This is a genomic window from Pedobacter sp. AC402 (genome assembly GCF_979252805.1).
In genome coordinates this window covers 245,506-263,898 of the sequence record NZ_CEEDAI010000009.1, presented here as the reverse complement: position 1 = coordinate 263,898, position 18,393 = coordinate 245,506, and the positions used below count along the sequence as shown (strand labels likewise).

Below are 18,393 nucleotides of genomic sequence, written 5' to 3'. Positions count from 1 at the left end.
GCATTCACCAGGAACTTGCATTGCTTTTTGCTGTTGAAATTTACCATCATTAAAATTAATAACATGAAAAACAAAAGAAAAAGAATTGAAAACAGCAATGCAACCCAACTGGCTACCCGGGTGGCCAGTTCGAGTTCGTTTGAATTGACTGCACCCAAGGGTAAAAAAAGAAATGGCAAGTACCTGCCCGAAATAAAGGAAATGCCACCTATTCGGTTTAACCGGCACAATTAGTTTTGTATTGAATCAATTGGCTGTGCATTTTTGCGTCAGCTTAGTTGATTTATAAAATATCCAGCTTAATGTTAGCTACGTGCTTCGATTATTTTTTTTATTTCGATGGCATTAAATGCAGCGTAAGCAGCCTCATCATTATCAAAGTATAGGTAAACATCTTTATTTTCCCTGGTCCATGAAAGGATCATTTCACTCCAATCCGTTAAACTTTTTTCGCTATAACTCCCCTGGTATTTTCCTTTGGGCCCATGCAATCTGATGTAAACAAAATCTGCTGTAGTGATTACTGGAGATTGATGTCCTTCCAGTTCATAAATACAAAAAGCACAATTGTACTTGTTTAACAGGGCAAAAACATCATCATGATACCAGCTGTGATTTCTGAATTCGAAAGTATAACGGTAGTGATTTGGAAGCATTTTTAAAAACTGTTCCAATCTTTGCAAATTTAAATTCCATTTGGGCGGCAATTGAAATAGGATGGGGCCAAGTTTATTTTTCAAGGCCCTACAGGCCTCTAAGAAATCGAGAATTTCATTTTCATTGACATTGAGTTTTTTTAAATGGGTAAAATACCTGTTGGCCTTAACCGCATAAACAAAGTTATCGGGGCTTAACAAGTTCCATTGCTTAAAATTATCGGCACTCGGCTGCCTGTAAAATGAATTGTTTAACTCTACAGTAGAAAAATATTCAGTAAAATAATTAAACTGGTCTTTCTTTTTTAAATCGTGAGGATAAAAAGTACCTTCCCAATGGCGGTATTTCCAACCAGATGTGCCAATAAAAGTGTTGCCCAATTTCGTCATTTTTAATGTACTATATTTAACAGATACTTTAATGTATTCAGCTATTTAGATGCGAGAACAGCTGTTTTTAAACTTTCAAAAGCATCTTCTATCGTTATGGTGAGTTTATGATCTTTGTTTTCTATTTTTTGAATAATATCCAATATAATAGACTGCACACATTTTCCATAAACCTCTCCCTTGGTTTGCGGAATTTCGAAAGTGCCCGAGCGCATTTCATCTACCTGGTAAGTTATTCCGCTGCACACTATGGCTTGACTTTCTGGTTGTACATCTTCACTGCCCCAACCTTCAGGCCGCGAAACATCTCTTAAAGTATTTAATCCACCTGCTTCGGTAACCTTCCAACCTGGTAAATTGTCCAGCTGTTCTTTATTCTCGCTGTTTACCAATGCTTTTACAGTGCCTTTCATGGGCATCCATCCTTCAATTTCTATTCGGGCAAGATCGTAAGCGAGGTGTATGGTTGTTTGTTCAAATAAACCGGGGCCGGAGAAAGCATGGTAATAATTCGCAATTAAACCTTCATTGTACAATACCATTGCCGCCACGCGGTCGCGCTGGTTTTCATTTCTACTGTCAGAACAACCGTAAACCTCAGTATAATGTTGGTTGCCCAAAGCATTTACGATATCGAAAAAGTGTACCCCATGTTCGATTAAAATCCCGCCAGACATTTCTTTATTCCAGAACCAGTGCTCGGCTGGTAAAGCCTCATCTTGCGCATAATTATATACCACAACATGCCTTAATTTGCCAAAAGTACCCGCTTGCCCTAATTTAATTAAATTCTGAATAATTGGATTATACCTGATCATATGATCTATTGTGATAACCATACCGGTTTGCTTTTGCGTTTCGATAATTTCGAGCCCGCCTTCTTCACTTATTGCTACAGGTTTTTATAAGAGCACATGTTTGCCTGCTTTCATGGCTTCGCAAGCCATTTCGGTATGTAAGCCAGGTGGGGTAACAATACTTACAATATCTACATTTTCATCCTGGATCAATTCTCTCCAGTCGCGATAAACCACATAATTTTCATCTGATGGAAAATTTTTGTGTGGATCTGCAATTGCAACTACTTCCACATTAGGGAGTTTTTCCCACCAGTAATGAAGGAATTTACCAAAGCCTCCATATCCAATTATGCCTATTTTATATTTCCTCATCTATTATAGATTTTTAGCGGCGGTCGATATGCCGCCGTTGAATGTTGAATACTAAAAAAACAATTTTTTTAAATAGAAGGTTTTAAAAATCAGAATGCTTTTCGCAAGGCCCAATCTATCTATTCAAAATTGGCTGATGAGAATAAATTCATAATTTTGATTTGTTTTTTACTTAATTTATTCAACTTGTTATTTTATTTAATCTACTTCAGCAAAGCCAGGGCGTTAATGACGGATGATGGCCTTACCAGTTTACTCAACGTATCGAGGGTGTATAACCAGGCAAATGGCCTTACAGGGATGCTATTATATATGGAGGGCCGGTATTTTTCGGAATATGAAGGCCGTTTTATGCAGGTGTTAGAGGGTAATGAAAGCGATGTGAAAATACTTTTTGAAATGATAAAACCGATCATAGGCATCAGGATATACTTTTATTGAGAGAGTCATTTCAAAAAGAACGCAATTTTCCGGATTGGACCATGGGCTTTAAAACCATAAATCCTGAAGAACATGAAAAATTATCTGGCTTTTTTCAACTTAAGGATGATTTTCTCTCCAAAGAAGATACTCAGGAAGGTAATGATGCGCTGGACTTTTTAAAGTCTTTTTACGAAGTAAGCAGTAAATTGTAGGGGGGAGAAAAGAAGCTTTTGAAACTCATATAAAGATTACGCAAAAAATTCCATGCTGAAATAAAGCCTGATAATTTGCTGCAGTTTTTATAGAATATAATCAAAGGCTAAGTTTTACTTTATGTTCGGAATGGTAAACTTAAAAGTACTCCCTTTATCCAGTTCACTTTCTACCCAAATTTTTCCGCCATGGCCGGTAACGATCTGCTTGCAAAGAAAAAGACCTATCCCAAAGCCTGAAATTAAATTATTTGAGCTTGCACGGTAAAAACGGTTAAAAAGCTTGGGTATTTCTTCTTTGAAAATTCCAACGCCCTCATCTACAACCTCAATCATTAACCCATCATCGGTAATTTTGGTTAGGATTTTAATTTCGGTACCCAATGCTGAATATTTTACCGCATTACTGATCAGGTTCATTATAACCTGATAAATTTTGAGGTAATCTGCATTTATTTTATAATTTTCGTCCTGGCAAAAGGTAAAGTTATGATTGGGGTGAAGTATGGTCACTTCCTCTCTAATTTCTTCAAAAAGTTTCTCCAGCTGAAAATGGTTTTTTTCAATAATGAGCTTTCCCGATTCGAGCCTTGAAAGACTTAAGAAGCCGGTAATAAGCGTCGTCATTTTTCTGATTTGCTTAATCGACTGATCTACAGCCTTTGATATGGCCTGATCGCTAAATTTTAAAACCTGTGTAGATAGCAACTGCTGATACGCCAGAAGCGAGGTAAGAGGTGTTTTAAGTTCGTGACTAACAATACCGATGAAATCATTTTTGCGCTGATCCTGCTCTCTTATCTCTGAAATATCGCGGGTTGTACCAGCCACAGCTTCAACCACTCCCTCATCATTAAAAATTGGTGTAAATATATAGTCATATGTTCTTCTCCCCATTACAGCATGCGGAAAGCTAACTTCCCCACGAACTGGTTTCCCGGTGGTTTTTACAGTATCAATTTCCCTTTCATGCATTTCAGCGTGCCAGGCTTCATATCCATTTTCAATCAGTCCTTTTCCTATGGCCTCGTTCCACGATTTTCCCCACATTTCCAGCAAAGCTTCATTTGCATAAGTAAAACGGTAATCTAAATCGAATACATACATCAAATCTGGCGTGTTCCTTGTAATGGCTTCATAAACCCTTTTCTGTTTGTCTGAAAATTCGTAGGCTGCCTTTAAATCATCCCTGTTCTGCCGCGAATAAGTTGTATCGGTGGTAGATCCAAACCATTCAATAAGTTCGCCTTTATCATTCAATACCGGCACCGCACGTGCTAAAACCCATCCAATGGAACCATCAGCGCGTATAATTCTATATTCAAGTTCATATTTACTTTGGCTTTCGAGCGTCTTGTTAATTGCATTGGCAACAAACATTCTGTCATCTTCAAAAACATATTTTTCTATCCATTCAGAAACCAGGTAGTTCCATCCCTCATTTTTTGCTTCCTGATGGTGATTAAATTCCGCTATAATTTTCCAGTCGGGAGTAGCGCGAAACAGTACATTCGCTGTCGCATTAATCAGCGCGCTAAAGCGCAGTTCATTAAGGGAAGAATTTGTATTGTTAGTAATAATTTGTTCCATCCTGGGGATATTTTAAATATTCAATAACTCTCAGCGGGCAATATTGTTCTGAATTTTAAACTTTTTCTTTAAACAAAATGTGGATTTCAATCGATTAGGCCTATAGATCGTGTTTTTTTCCTTTGATATTCCGTGTTTTTTCCATTATAGTATTTCACATCCAACAGCTACTTTATCTGTATTATATCAGCACAAAGCATATGCTTGAATTACCTCAATTGAATTGCCGAAAAGCTAATTTTATTTAGAAATATTCATGAAAATGCTTTTGAAAGCAAAAAAAAGAGTGCGTTAACCTAAAACATGCCCTTGAAGGTAAATGCGAGCTGGAAAAATCTTTTCTATTAGCCAGCCTAACCAAAGCCCGAACCATCCAAAAAAAATATAATCGCCAAACCTTTAAAATATTTTTAATGTTTTATAAGAAAAAAACTATGAAAAACATTACAAACCATTCACGTCGGAAGTTTCTAACAACCTCCGTCGGCGCGGCAGTATTTGCTGGAGCCAGTGCTACTTTTGCAGGAACATTTTTTAAGCCTTTTACCTTATCAGCACAGGGGTCAACAGCGGCAATTCAATCGAAAATTGCCCTATTGGGCAATGCGTCACTTCAAACTAGTTTATTGGCTGCAACAAAGGCAGTAAATCCGGAAGTGAAAATGTTTGCCAAATTCGAAACTGCTGAACAGGAAACAATTGGTAAAATTTTAAAAGATATGGGTACGGTTGTTCCTCCTCCCGGTGCAGAACAAAAAGCACTGCTGGCTAAGCTTCAGGCTGCAAGCGGTAAGGCCTTCGATCAGGCATTTATGCTAGGGCAGGTAGATACACATCAAAAACTTCACCAGGCAGTATCAGAATTGCTGAAACAAAGTACTTGATGTACATGTTAAACATGTAGCCAGCCTTGCTTTGGCTACAATTACAGAACACACGGAAAGAGGCCAGATCCTATTGAAAAAACTGGGTTAACCTTAAAAGATTCATCCGGTTTTTATACGGTGATATTTTCTTTGCCTTAAAGCAACTTGGCAGCCAATACCAGGTTGCTTTTTTTTGGACAGGCTAATTCTGAATTAAAAATGCTGGTGTTTTTGGCGTAATAACAAAATTTATACATGGAAAACGATATACTAAAGAGAAATATAGGGGTAAATTTTAATGGCGGCGAAACGGCCGAAATTCAGCTTTGGGCACCTTCCGCTTCTCAGGTAGGGATTGTTTTATCTTCTGATAATCGTGTGTTGGCAATGGAACAAACCGGCCGTGGGTATTGGCATCTCGAAACCGATCAGCTAAAGCCGGGCGATGGATATTTGTTTCAGCTTTTGCAAAAAAATGAAAATGATCAGCAAGAAACTTTAAAGTTGGCTGATCCGGCTTCACTTTACCAGGCAAATGGAGTTGGAGGAAATTCAAAAGCCTTTGATTTAAAGGCATTTAAATGGACCGATGCTGCTTGGAAAGGAATCAGCTTAAAAGATTTTATCATTTACGAACTCCATACCGGAACTTTTACACCTCAGGGCGATCTGAAATCGATCGAAACCAAGCTTGATTATTTAATCGAACTGGGCATAACCGCTATCGAAATTATGCCGCTCGCCCAGTTCCCAGGCAACCGAAACTGGGGTTATGATGGGGTATATCCTTTTGCTGTACAGCATTCTTATGGTGGGCCGCTTGCCCTGCAGCAATTGGTAAATACATGCCATGAAAAGGGATTGGCCGTAATACTGGATGTTGTTTACAACCATATCGGGCCTGAAGGCAACCATCTTGATCAGTTTGGCCCTTATTTTACTGATAAATATGCTACCCCATGGGGAAAGGCAATTAATTTTGATGATGCCGGTTGCGATGGCGTACGCAATTATTTTATCGAAAATGCATTGATGTGGTTCCGTGATTTTCATATCGATGCACTCCGCCTTGATGCGGTACATGCCCTGCGTGATTTTGGACCTGAACATATTTTAAAAGAGATAAAAAACAAGGTTTTAGACCTTTCAAGAGCAACAGGGAAAGATCACCGGCTTATTGTTGAGCTTGATTTGAACGATAACCGTTTTATCAATCCTACCCACCAGTGCGGTTACGGAATGGATGCCCAATGGATTGATGAATTTCACCACGCACTTCGTGTATCTGCAGGGCAGGAAAAAAATGGCTATTATTCAGATTTTGACGGAGTGGGCAGCCTGGCTAAATCGTACAATGATGCCTATGTTTATGATGGTCAATATTCTGCCCACAGAGATAAAAAGTTCGGAGCACCTGCAACAGGGAACGCTGGTGCGCAATTCGTTGTGTTTTCGCAAAATCATGATCAGGTGGGCAACCGAATGCTCGGGGAGCGGTCGGCCACACTGGTGAGCTTCGAAATGCTTAAATTAATGGCAGGTGCAGTATTCTGCAGTCCGTTTATACCGCTTTTATTTATGGGAGAAGAATGGGCCGAAACAAACCCTTTTTTATTTTTTACAAGCCATGAGGGCGCAGAACTTGCAGAAGCGGTAATGAAAGGACGTAAGGCAGAGTTTGCATATTTCCACAATGGTGATGAAACGCCTGATCCCCAATCAGAAGAAACTTTTTTACAATCAAAAGCCGATTGGGCGAAAATTGAAAAACTGCAGCATAACACCATGCTTAACTATTACAAAAAACTCATCACCCTTAGTAAAACACATCCTGCACTTTCAGTTCTTGATCGGGGTGCTACCCATGCACAGGCTTTTCAGGAGCAAAATTGCATATTGCTAACCAGAGGAGAAGATGAAAATAAAATACTTTGTATCCTTAATTTTTCCCAGCAAAAGCAAGATTTACCAATTGGAGGAAGTTTAGATAAATGGTCACTCATCCTCGATTCTTCTGCTGTTGAATGGGGTGGCCCAGGCATAACTTCGTCAGAAAACATCACAGAAGGTAAATTTATTTCATCACCCGAATCTATTGTTATAATTACACAAAAACATGTTTAAACCAAAATCAACATATCGCATCCAGTTCCATAAAGATTTTAACCTGGCCGCCTTCGATAAAATTATTCCTTACCTGGTTGCTTTGGGGGTAGATACAATATACGCATCGCCAATTTTTGAAGCCGTTCCCGGGAGTACACATGGTTATGATGTGGTAAACCCCTTGCGTTTAAATCCCGAAATAGGAACAGAAGCACAATTGATTGCAATAGCGGAAAAACTCAAAGCAGCAGGCATTAGCTGGCTGCAGGATATCGTACCCAACCACATGGCATTTCATCCATCCAATAAATGGCTTATGGATGTACTCGAAAATGGGTCCGAATCTGAATATGCCCCTTACTTTGATATTGATTTTACACTTGAAGATGGTAAAGTAATGGTGCCTTTTTTGGGTACAAGTCTTGATCAGTCAATTGAAGATGGTGCAGTAAGTATTTCAAAACAAAATGAGAAATATTTTATAAATACCAGCGGCATGGAATGGCCGCTTAATGCAGCAAGTACAGCCAAATTGGAAAAGGCAAATCTGAAAGAATTGAATGCAAACAAACAGGAGATTTTACAAATTGCGGAACAGCAGCATTACCGGCTTTGCGCATGGAATGAAACAGACAGCAAGATCAATTATAGGAGGTTTTTTACCGTTAACGGATTGATTTGCTTAAACATTCAAAACATAAGTGTTTTTAAAGCTTATCACCAATACATTTTTTCTTTGGTTGATAAAGGTATATTTCAAGGACTTAGAATTGACCATATTGATGGACTTTATGATCCACAAAAGTACATCGACAACCTCAGGGAAGCAGCTGGAAACGATCTGTATATTGTGGTAGAGAAAATTTTAGAACAGGGTGAAGAGCTGCCTCAAAATTGGGAGGTACAGGGAACCACAGGCTACGATTTTCTTGCCCAGGTAAACAATCTGTTTACAAACAAAGCGGCTGTAAAACCTTTCGAAAAAACTTATCGGGAGATAACAGGTAAAAAACTCGACCCAAATGCGCTGATCCGCGAAAAGAAAAAAGATATCCTTTTCGGGCACATGCAGGGAGAACTCAACAATTTGCTTGCCTTATTCCTATCGTTAAACCTTATCGAAATTAAGGAAACTGAAAAAGATGAGCTTCGGAACACCATCGGGGAATTAATGATTGGCATGCCGGTTTACAGGTATTATAATTATGTTTTTCCTTTAACCGGAGAAAGCCGGGAAAACCTGGTGCAAATTTTTGAACCAATATTAAAAGATGAAACCTTAGAGAAATCAGCAAAATTGCTTTACAATGCACTTTTAGAGGAACCACTCAAGGGAAATGATGATTATAATGTAAAAGTAGCTGCGTTTTACCAGCGGTTGATGCAATTTACAGGGCCTTTAATGGCTAAAGGTGTAGAAGATACAGCAATGTTTACCTACAACCGTTTTATTGGCCATAGTGAGGTTGGCGATGCTCCTGATTCATTTGGAATAACAACAGGGCAATTTCACCAATATATGCTCGATCGTTTTAACAATTGGCCTTTGGCCATGAACGGAAGTTCGACCCACGATACCAAAAAAGGGGAGGATATACGGGCGAGATTGAACGTATTAACCGATCTTTACGATGAATGGGACGTCCTCGTTGCAAAATTACAGGTTTCAGTAGAAACGCTCAGTAAAGATATCCCAGATTTTAAATCCTTGCACCCTAACGATATTTACATGGTGTTCCAAACCCTGGTTGGTGCACTTCCTTTCCCAAATACGGATGCTGATGATATAGAAAACCGCCTTGAGCAATTTATTCAGAAAGCACTCCGCGAAGCGAAAAAGCGTTCAGACTGGGCCGAGCCTGACCTTGCATATGAAGAGCAACTGAGCCGTTTTGCGCTCGCTTTAGCTGATAAAAAATATCCTTTTAGAGAAAAAATAATCGGTTTTCTTCAACATATTGGTGATTTTGCTGTGGTTAACAGTTTGGCGCAGTTGGTGCTTAAATTTACCTGCCCCGGAGTTCCCGATGTTTACCAGGGGAGCGAGCTGTGGGATTTAAGTCTGGTAGATCCGGATAACCGCCGGCCAGTAGATTACGATCTTAGAACAGTATACCTGGATGATTTATCAAATGCCACATCAAAAGTACTTTGGGAAGAACGCTTTTCAGGTAAAATTAAGCTTTGGCTCACTAAAAATTTATTAGGACTTAGAAAAGCTGAAAACGGCCTATTTGAAGAAGGTACTTATATTCCATTGAAAACCATAGGTAGCTATGCAGCAAATGTTTTCGCCTTTGCAAGGAAATTTGAGGATAGCTATATAATAATCGCCATACCGTTAGGTGCAGCCCACTTATGCAGAGAACAGAAGGTAGACGTTAGAAATATTGACTGGCAGGATACACAAATATTACTACCGGATGGTGCGCCGTTGGCATGGTCGGATCTGTTGAATAAAAAAGAGGGGCATAAAGATTTTCTTAAAAAAGGAATTGATGTAGGCACACTTTTCAAGGCCTTTCCTGTAGCAGTGATTAAACTTATTCCAAAGCAAAATAAGCGAACTGCAGGGATATTATTACCTGTAAACTCCCTTCCAAGTGCGTTTGGTATAGGCGATTTTGGCTCGGAGGCTTATAAATTTATCGATTTTTTACACCAGAGCAGGCATCAGTACTGGCAGGTACTCCCGCTTAACCCGGTAATGCCCGATAAAGGCCATTCTCCGTATTCTTCGCCTTCTGCAATGGCCGGAAATGTACTTTTGATCAGTCCGGAGGAATTATACAACGATGGGCTTGTAGATGAATCCGATTTAGAAAATGCTTTACAAGCAAATGCCGACCGGATAAATTATCAGGAAACACAAAAAAAGAAAAGTGCTTTATTAAAAAAAGCATTCGAAAATTTTACCCGCTCTACCCATGATGACCTTTTGAAAGCTTTTGATGCCTTTTGTTCAAATGAAAAGGATTGGCTTGATGATTATGCTTTGTTTGTTGTATTGGGCGCACACTTTAAAGAGCAAAACTGGTACAAATGGCCTGCGGAGTTTAAGTTTAAGGATAACGCTAAGCTATTGGCATTTACAGAAGAATCAGCTGAAGCACTTCGGCAGATAAAATGGGAGCAGTTTATGTTTTTTAGGCAATGGCATAAACTTAAAGCCTATGCCAATAAAAAATCGGTAAAGCTTATCGGCGATCTGCCATTTTATCCTGATTACGGATCGGTAGAAGTATGGTCTGAACCAGAAAATTTTAACCTTGATGCAGATAAAAAAATGATCACCATTGCAGGTGTTCCTCCCGATTATTTCAACGCCAGCGGCCAGTTATGGGGCATGCCAACGTTCAATTTTGCCAGCATGGAGAAAAATGATTACAGTTGGTGGGTAAACCGCATAAAAAAGAATCTGGAAAGATTCGACATCATTCGATTAGACCATTTCAGGGCATTTTCTGCTTATTGGGAAGTAAATGCTGCCGATGAATCGGCTATTAACGGGGTATGGAAACCCGGACCGGGCGAAAAATTGTTTTCAATCCTTAAAAAGAGCTTAAAAGAGCTACCACTTATTGCTGAAGACCTTGGCGAAATAACCGATGATGTGAATAAACTCAGAGATAATTTCGGACTTCCGGGAATGAAAGTATTGCAGTTTGCCTTCGGGGCCGACTTGCCTTCTTCTCCAAATATTCCGCATAATTTTGGCAATACAAATTCATTTGTTTACACCGGTACCCACGATAACAATACAGTAAAGGGGTGGTACGATGCTGAAACAGACAATGATACCAGATTAAGGATTTCTGAATATTTTGGTTTTCAGGTAGATGATTCAAATATCGGTACTGCCATGTTAAATCTCGCTTATTCAGCTGCTGTAGATACCGTAATTGTTCCATTGCAGGATGTGCTTGGCTTAGGTGGAAACAGCAGGATTAACCTTCCCGGAACGGCAGAGGGAAATTGGGAGTGGAAACTGGAGCAGCAATTGCCTTGGGAAGAAATAGCACAAAATCTTCTAAAAATGGCAGAAAGGACCGGCAGGGCTTAATGGTAAAGTATTCAAATTTTTTAAACCTTTTTTTAACGAGCAATGTTTTTATAATGAACATTAAACTATAAAAATATGGCAAATAAAAAAAATGATGTACAGATGCCAAATGCGCATCTGCATGAATTATTCGTAGATGAATTAAAGGATATACTTGGTGCGGAAAAGCAATTGCTTAAAGGCCTTAAAAAACTTACCGATGCTGCCGGAAGTGAAAAGTTAAAAGATGCTTTCCAAACCCATTACAGTCAAACCGAAGGACAGATTGACCGATTGAAACAGGTTTTTGAATCATTAGGCATTAATGCGCGTGCTAAAAAATGCAAAGCAATGCAGGGGCTGCTTGAAGAGGCAGACGAAATTATCGAAAGCTTTAGTGATGATCCTCAAGTGCTTGATGCTGCATTAATTACAGCTGCCCAAAAAGTTGAACATTATGAAATTGCGAGTTATGGTACCTTGGTAACCTTTGCAAAGCTGATGGAGCATTCGGAAGCCGAAGAATTACTTGCTGCCACACTTGCTGAAGAAAAAGATACCGATAGTTTGTTAACAGAAATAGCGCTGAGTGAAGCAAATACAGGCGTTTCAGCTTAAAAAACACATTTAAAAAGGCTGTATCATAATTGTAATTTGTCATGCTAAGTTTGTGAATCACTAATATAAATAACCATTACGGTGTTTCTTTAGGCTAAATGACATAATCTTTAGGGGATTAATTATGATACAGTCTTTTTTTATTCCCTTCAGGTTTAGATGCTCCCATTTTCGCTCAAACCTCATCTCCCTTAAACCAAATGAAAACAATATTTTCTTATCATGCTTCTCATGAACAGTTTGCCCCAAGTGAACTTTTAAAGTATGCCGTTGCCGCAGAATCAGCTGGTTTTGGTGGTATTTCCAGTTCAGATCATTTTCATCCGTGGAGCAGCAGGCAGGGGCAAAGTGGCTTCAGTTTTGCGTGGCTTGGGGCTGCAATGGCACTTACCTCCCTTCCTTATAGTATAGTTTGCTGTCCTGGGCAGCGTTATCATCCGGCTATTGTTGCACAGGCAATTGCCACTTTGAATGAAATGTTTCCCGGCAGGTTTATGGCAGCTCTCGGAAGCGGTGAGGCCCTTAATGAATCTATAACAGGAGAAAAATGGCCAGAAAAAACTGTACGTAACCAACGCCTGCGTGAGTGTTATGATATTGTAACCAGGTTGCTGGAAGGAGAAACAGTTAACCATAATGGGCTAGTAGTAACCGAAAATGCTAAGCTTTATACCTTGCCGGGCCAAAAACCACAGCTTATTTGCGCTGCGGTGAGTAAAGAAACCGCGTATTGGGCCGGTGCCTGGGCAGATGGGTTAATTACCACCCACCGCCCGCCTGATGAATTGCAGGAATTGATAAATGTATTTAGAAGCGGCGGTGGCCAAGGAAAACCAGTTTATCTGAAAGTTCAGCTATCTTATGCAGAAAATGAACAGAAAGCAATTGAGGGAGCCCATGAGCAATGGCGAACAAATATATTTTCTGCAGGCTTGCTCGGTGATTTGCCAACAACAGCGCATTTTGATGAAGCGGCGAAAATGGTATCCCCTGAGGAGATGCACAAACATGTGCTGATATCGAATAAGATTTCGCAGCACATTGATTGGTTAACGGATTTTGTTAAAATAGGATTCAACGGAATTACCCTTCATAACGTAAACCGCGAACAATCGAAATTTATAAGTGATTTTGGAACGCATATTCTTCCGGCTTTAAATGATATTGTAGCGTAATAATGCTGCTTATTATCCCATTGATTTGAGTTGATCGTAAATTCTTTTTCAAAATTACCTCCCTGCTTAAACAATACCTCAATTATCCCGGTTTTAAGGATATCCATTGCAGGTAAATTTGGAAAGAAAAATATTTAATGATTGTAAATTATAAAGCAAACGGCTGGCAGATAATTGCGCAGCGTTCTCATGGACTTTTGGCTGCACAGATCTGTGCCCGGTGGAAACTTTCTGATCAGCTGGTGCGTTGGGTGGATATTCTGATTGCAACCGCAGAACATGATGATGTATTTAATGAGTTGGAATGCGGCCCGCTGGTAAATGCGAACGGTGGTCCGGTTGATTTTAAAATGAATAATTTTGACGAACACCTCTCTACCCAACTCATTAACCGTGCAGAAATGAAAGGCAGTTTTATTGCCCTGTTGGTTTCCAGGCATATTGCATTTACACATGGAAATGAACCAAAGGCGAAAAAATTTCTTTCGTATCTGCAAAAAAAGGAAAAATACTGGCTTAAATCTGCCAAAGTAAGCGAAGCAGAAGTAAACCGTGCTTATGAATTATTGGAGTTTTGTGATGCACTTTCTTTAATTATCTGTCAAGAAATTATTCCACCAGAAGGCCGAAAAGTAGAAATTGGCCAAGGTCCGACTGGCAAAACATATGAGCTTTTTATGGAAAATGATTGCCTGGTAATTTCTCCGTGGCCTTTCGAAATAGGCGAATTTAATGTCGATTACGAGTGCAGGCATCTCGATAAACTTACTTTTCCTAATGATAAAGCCTTTAGAGCAGCTTTTGAAAAAGCGGAGGTAGTGCAAATTGGCTTAAAATTTAAAAACCTCCAGGATTCAGCTAAAGCCTAAACTTTCTCATTTAACTCTTGTTTATACGTAAATGTTAAAAATGAAAAACAGTATTTTAATTCTCGCTCTGCTAAGTATTTTCAGTATTGAAGCTTTCGGACAGCAAAAACCCTTTTATCATCTATTTAAGCCAGTTCCTAAAGATAGTTTGCGCGAAATGGAAACCGACAGGCCAGATGTAACCGAAAGTCCGCAAACTGTTGATGCCGGGCATTTTCAGTTCGAAACTGATCTAATGCGCTTTCAGCGGGAAAATAAAGATGATGGCAGGAGTGATGAATATCTTTTTAACCAGGCCAATATTAAGCTTGGGCTCACCCATTCCACAGCTATTCAATTTACATTTGAGAGTTATGTAGTAAAAAAAGATTTTGATTCTGAAGGGAGTGTTGAGCGGAGCAGTGGCTTTGGCGATATCACCTTTAGGTTAAAACAAAATATTTTGGGCAATGATAAAGGAAAATTTGCCATTGCTCTGCTTCCATATCTCAAGTTTCCAACTTCACATGCAGATCAGGAGAGCCAATACGAAGGTGGTATTATTATCCCGATGAGTATTAAATTAGGAAACGACTGGAAATTGGGTTTTCAGGTTGAAGCAGACCGTTTACAGGATGAGGAAGGAAATGGCCATCACAATGAGCTATTACAAACGCTTACCGTTTCGCACCCGCTTACCAAAAAGCTTGATGGCATTATTGAAACTTATTATACCTACGAATTTAAAGATGAGCACCTAAAAAACTTTCTTAATGCTGCATTGCAATATGAGTTATCAAAAGATTTCCTTATCGATGGTGGATTTAATTATGGCATCCAGCACGATGCCAGGAAAAGCTACTTTGTAGGACTCTCTTTCAGGTTATAAACGCGGAAAATTGATCATCAACCAAATAAAAATCAATTAATAAAACTGATAAGTGGTTTTTGCCACGGAAACACAGATTAACACGGAATAATTTTGTAGTGCTTCGTCCTCCTAGAGTATGCGGGGATACTAATGAAAAGATTTTCCAGAAATGAATTTCCTCAGTTTATCGTCATTGTGAGAAGGCTTTTTCAGCCGACGAAGCAATCTTACAAGGATCGCTAAATCTAATGGGATATATCTCTCCATTCCACTGCGTTCCAGTCGAGATGACTACGCTTTTTGTTAGAATTTGCTCGATTAAGCACCTAATAAGGTATTTCTACAGTATCAGCACTACATAGTCTCAATAAAAATTGTTTAATGATACAGCCTCCTTTAATACGCTTTAAATGAAGCTATTATGCTTCATTCGCAATTTTATTTCCCGAAATTTCAACTTTTTTTTAACGATTCACGGGGAGGGCCTGTGAGCACGCAACCATCAGTATCAAACCTTCCGCCATGGCAAGGGCAATCCCAACTTTTTTCGCTCGCATTCCAGTTCACTATACATCCTGCATGGGTACATACCGGATCAAGCGCGGTAACTTTTCCTTCTTCACTTTTGTAAATGGCCAGTTTTTCGCCATCAAACGATGCAATTTTTCCTTCGCCATTTGCCAGGTTATTTAATGAATCCAATACCTGATTACCAAAACGGTCGGCCACAAAATGATAGGCAACATCGGCGTTTTCTTTAACAAATTCACTAAAACCGGAAATAGGTTTCAGCCTTGATGGTGAAAGCAGTTTGGTAAATTCATTTTCTTTGTCCAAAATCAGATCGGTAATCAGTGCTCCCGAAAGGCTCCCGAAAATCATTCCGTTACCATTAAAACCTGTAGCAAGGTATGTCCTATCATCTCCTCCAGGCATTTGGCCGATATAAGGTAATCCATCCACAGGAACATAATATTGTGATGACCAACGGAAATTTATTTCGGCTATTTTAAAATGTTGGCTGGCATAGTTTTCAAGATCTTCAAAAGCCTTTTCCGGATCATCATGACCGGTTTTGTGATCGGCACCACCTATAATCAAATATTTCTGACCATCTATTTCATGGCTCCTGAAATAATGATATGGTTCTTTCATATCGTACGAAAGACATTCTGGGTAGGCATCATCACTTAATGTTGCCGCCAGCACGTAGCTACGATAAGGTGCATTGCGAAGCGAAAGAATATTGATTCCTGGCGGAATATGGGTTGCCCATACCAGGTTTTTTGCCTTAATTTCTCCCCCTGTAAAAGCTGCCGTGTGGATACCTTCTTTAAATGTTGTTTCTTTAATCTTAACTCCTTCCAATATTTCTCCGCCGAGCTGTTTAAAACCTTTTGCTAGTCCGTAAATGTATTTTAACGGGTGAAACTGTGCCTGCTCCTTAAAGCAGATAGAATATTGAAATTCGATGGGAACACCGTTTTTTTCAGATTCGGTTACCGCTACGCCAGCCTCTTGAGATGAGCTGAGAATTTGTTGAAGTTGTTCCGTTTCCTCATCATTTTGAGAGAAAAGATAACCATCCTTGTATTCAAAATCGGCATCAATATGAAGTTCATCAATATTATTTTTGATGTATGCGATCATTTTTTTACCAGCTGCTGCAATCAGCTTAGACGCATCTTTTCCAAAATCGCTGTCAATTTCCGGGTAGGTGGCATCAAAAAATGTATTTAAGTGGGCAGTGGTCCCTCCGGTTGTACCATAACCTAAATTATGGGCATCAACAAGCAGGCATTTTTTTCCCTCGCGCTGGAGGTTATAGGCTGTAGTTAGCCCTGTAATGCCTCCGCCAATAATCAGTGCATCATAAATGTCGGTGCTATTTTCTTGCTGGGAATTTTCGATCTTTTCGCTCGCTTGCCAAAGGCTGATATTGTTCCCATCCCGTCCATTTTTTTTATTGTTTTTCATATGGCTTTAAGTATTTAGGTGTGCATTATTTATTGCTCTTATTTCACATTAATCACCTGCCTGCTGATCGATTTTTTCCTTGTCCAACAGTTTTAGTGCTTCCTCATTTCCCTGCATGCTTGCCAAATCAGCAGCAGTTTGCCCTCTAACGTCTCTTATATCGGCATCAGCTCCGCTTGCAAGTAATAATTCGAGCACGTCGTTTCTACCAAACATGGCTGCAAACATTAAGGCAGTACCCCCGTTTCCATGCTGAAGGTTAAGCGCAGCCCCTTGCGAAATCAGGTAGGCTACAATAGGAAGATAACCTTTAAAACTTGCGCCCATCAAGGCAGTGTTTCCTCCGGCATCGCCACTATTAATGTCGGCTCCGTTTTCCAGTAACAATTTGGCCGTTTCAAGCTGATTATTGTAACAGGCAATAATAAGTGGTGTGAAAACCTTTTTTCATCACGAAAGTTTAGGTTTACTCCGCGCTTAATAAGCTCTCTTATAACCTCTGTTTCTCCTTTTTCTGAGAACCAGGTATAATCAGCTGTTCGATATTTTCCATTTGGTTTAAAATTATTTATGAATGAGTTTAATTAGGTTGTATATCAATAAGTTGCAAGTTTAGTTGTTAACCTAAAAGTTTTTAAATTGCTAATTTTATAGTTCAATAAGTAATATTAGAACTGTGAACCGAACCGTTTGGTTTGATTTTTTTTAGGCTGGCAAAATAGAATACCTTTTTTAACAGTTATTCCTAACACTTTTCCGTTTATTTTCCGGTTTCCATATCCGGGGCATCTACCGGTTTAGATTCCGGAGATCCTTTCTGTCTGAGGAATATTGTTAATATAACGATTGAAGCCACCGATAAAAATTCGCTTTGCCAATTCTGGAAAGTTTCAAACCAGAAATTCGGTTCGCCTAGGTATTCAATCATGCTTATCGTTGATTTTTCTTTAAGCTGCAGTGAGATGTTGTTATCCTGCCAGCTGCCATAAAAGTGGAGTGCCCAACTGATCAAAAATAAAATCCCAAACACAATGGAAAGCGAATGCGAATAAACTTTGAGTATCCACCCACCTTTTCTTACTGCCCACGGAGCCTCAGGCGAAGCTTTTGGTTCGCGGTCTACCTCTTCAGGTTCGTCTAGTTTTTTAGATTCTGCCGAGCCAATCTGTCTCAGCGAAATTGTAAGGGCTACATATAAAGCCATTTGCAAAAACTCACTTTCAAAATTTTCGAAGGTGGCCGAAATAAAGTGCCCGCTGCACAGGTAGGTGCTAAGCGATATTGATGCAGCTTTCTCGTCATTTAATTCATTATTATGTTCTTTCCAGCCCGTAAATGCCTGTGCAGCAAGTGTGATGATAAAAATGGTAATGAAAAATACAGAGAGTCCGTTTCTATAAAGCCAGGTTTTTTTAGGGAACCTTTTATCGTTGGTCATTTTATGTTG

General features: G+C 39.4%; 17 protein-coding genes. 10 read left to right on the top strand and 7 right to left on the bottom strand.

What is annotated here, in order from left to right; genetic code table 11:
* The first annotated feature begins 63 nt into the window (after positions 1-63).
* On the top strand, positions 64-234 hold the full coding sequence (locus AC0IWE_RS11555) for a hypothetical protein (protein ID WP_471793183.1): 171 nt from the start codon (positions 64-66) through the stop codon (positions 232-234).
* Positions 235-305: 71 nt separating this feature from the next.
* Here AC0IWE_RS11555 and AC0IWE_RS11550 read toward each other — a convergent pair whose 3' ends face one another.
* The 3 genes from AC0IWE_RS11550 to AC0IWE_RS11540 all read right to left on the bottom strand — a co-directional run bounded on the left by AC0IWE_RS11550 (position 306) and on the right by AC0IWE_RS11540 (position 2,218).
* A complete protein-coding gene (locus AC0IWE_RS11550) occupies positions 306-1,046 on the bottom strand; it encodes a DUF72 domain-containing protein (RefSeq protein ID WP_471793182.1) in 741 nt (246 codons plus the stop codon).
* A gap of 41 nt (positions 1,047-1,087) precedes the next feature.
* On the bottom strand, positions 1,088-1,885 hold the full coding sequence (locus tag AC0IWE_RS11545; RefSeq protein ID WP_471793181.1) for a Gfo/Idh/MocA family protein: 798 nt from the start codon (positions 1,883-1,885) through the stop codon (positions 1,088-1,090).
* Positions 1,886-1,948: 63 nt separating this feature from the next.
* On the bottom strand, positions 1,949-2,218 hold the full coding sequence (locus AC0IWE_RS11540; RefSeq protein WP_471793180.1) for a Gfo/Idh/MocA family protein: 270 nt from the start codon (positions 2,216-2,218) through the stop codon (positions 1,949-1,951).
* Positions 2,219-2,404: 186 nt separating this feature from the next.
* Between AC0IWE_RS11540 and AC0IWE_RS11535 the strand changes: the two genes are divergently transcribed.
* Entirely contained in the window at positions 2,405-2,659 is a 255-nt protein-coding gene (locus AC0IWE_RS11535) for a BLUF domain-containing protein (RefSeq protein ID WP_471793179.1), read from the top strand.
* Complete coding sequence (locus AC0IWE_RS11530; protein WP_471793178.1) at positions 2,656-2,853, top strand: hypothetical protein; 198 nt, start codon at positions 2,656-2,658, stop codon at positions 2,851-2,853. The genes AC0IWE_RS11535 and AC0IWE_RS11530 overlap by 4 nt, the downstream gene beginning before the upstream one ends.
* A 114-nt stretch (positions 2,854-2,967) precedes the next feature.
* On the opposite strand, the gene AC0IWE_RS11525 is transcribed toward AC0IWE_RS11530, so the two are convergent.
* Complete coding sequence (locus AC0IWE_RS11525) at positions 2,968-4,443, bottom strand: sensor histidine kinase (RefSeq protein WP_471793177.1); 1,476 nt, start codon at positions 4,441-4,443, stop codon at positions 2,968-2,970.
* A 434-nt stretch (positions 4,444-4,877) separates the two neighbouring features.
* On the opposite strand from AC0IWE_RS11525, the gene AC0IWE_RS11520 reads away from it, so the two are divergent.
* The 7 genes from AC0IWE_RS11520 (at position 4,878) to AC0IWE_RS11490 (ending at position 14,987) form a co-directional block, all read left to right on the top strand.
* Positions 4,878-5,327: a DUF4142 domain-containing protein gene (locus AC0IWE_RS11520; RefSeq protein ID WP_471793176.1), complete on the top strand. Its 450-nt coding sequence runs from the start codon at positions 4,878-4,880 to the stop codon at positions 5,325-5,327.
* 237 nt (positions 5,328-5,564) lie between these two features.
* The gene (treZ, locus tag AC0IWE_RS11515; protein WP_471793175.1) at positions 5,565-7,433 is read left to right on the top strand and encodes a malto-oligosyltrehalose trehalohydrolase; all 1,869 of its coding nucleotides are present in this window, start codon (positions 5,565-5,567) and stop codon (positions 7,431-7,433) included.
* A complete protein-coding gene (treY, locus tag AC0IWE_RS11510; protein ID WP_471793174.1) occupies positions 7,426-11,478 on the top strand; it encodes a malto-oligosyltrehalose synthase in 4,053 nt (1,350 codons plus the stop codon). The genes treZ and treY overlap by 8 nt, the downstream gene beginning before the upstream one ends.
* 75 nt (positions 11,479-11,553) lie before the next feature.
* Positions 11,554-12,075, top strand: a complete 522-nt coding sequence (locus AC0IWE_RS11505; protein ID WP_463493376.1) for a YciE/YciF ferroxidase family protein — start codon at positions 11,554-11,556, stop codon at positions 12,073-12,075.
* 200 nt (positions 12,076-12,275) lie between these two features.
* Positions 12,276-13,250, top strand: coding sequence for a TIGR03885 family FMN-dependent LLM class oxidoreductase (locus AC0IWE_RS11500; RefSeq protein WP_471793173.1), 975 nt, complete (start codon positions 12,276-12,278; stop codon positions 13,248-13,250).
* 137 nt (positions 13,251-13,387) lie between these two features.
* Complete coding sequence (locus AC0IWE_RS11495) at positions 13,388-14,119, top strand: DUF3891 family protein (RefSeq protein ID WP_471793172.1); 732 nt, start codon at positions 13,388-13,390, stop codon at positions 14,117-14,119.
* Positions 14,120-14,159: 40 nt separating this feature from the next.
* Positions 14,160-14,987 carry a transporter gene (locus AC0IWE_RS11490; protein ID WP_471793171.1) on the top strand — a complete coding sequence of 276 codons (828 nt, stop codon included), beginning with the start codon at positions 14,160-14,162 and terminating at the stop codon, positions 14,985-14,987.
* 435 nt (positions 14,988-15,422) lie between these two features.
* On the opposite strand, the gene AC0IWE_RS11485 is transcribed toward AC0IWE_RS11490, so the two are convergent.
* From AC0IWE_RS11485 to AC0IWE_RS11475, 3 genes are all read right to left on the bottom strand, one after another.
* Positions 15,423-16,946, bottom strand: a complete 1,524-nt coding sequence (locus AC0IWE_RS11485) for an FAD-dependent oxidoreductase (protein ID WP_471793170.1) — start codon at positions 16,944-16,946, stop codon at positions 15,423-15,425.
* 48 nt (positions 16,947-16,994) lie between these two features.
* Positions 16,995-17,333 carry an ankyrin repeat domain-containing protein gene (locus tag AC0IWE_RS11480; RefSeq protein WP_471793169.1) on the bottom strand — a complete coding sequence of 113 codons (339 nt, stop codon included), beginning with the start codon at positions 17,331-17,333 and terminating at the stop codon, positions 16,995-16,997.
* 373 nt (positions 17,334-17,706) lie between these two features.
* Positions 17,707-18,384, bottom strand: coding sequence for a DUF6766 family protein (locus tag AC0IWE_RS11475; protein ID WP_471793168.1), 678 nt, complete (start codon positions 18,382-18,384; stop codon positions 17,707-17,709).
* Positions 18,385-18,393 lie beyond the last annotated feature (9 nt).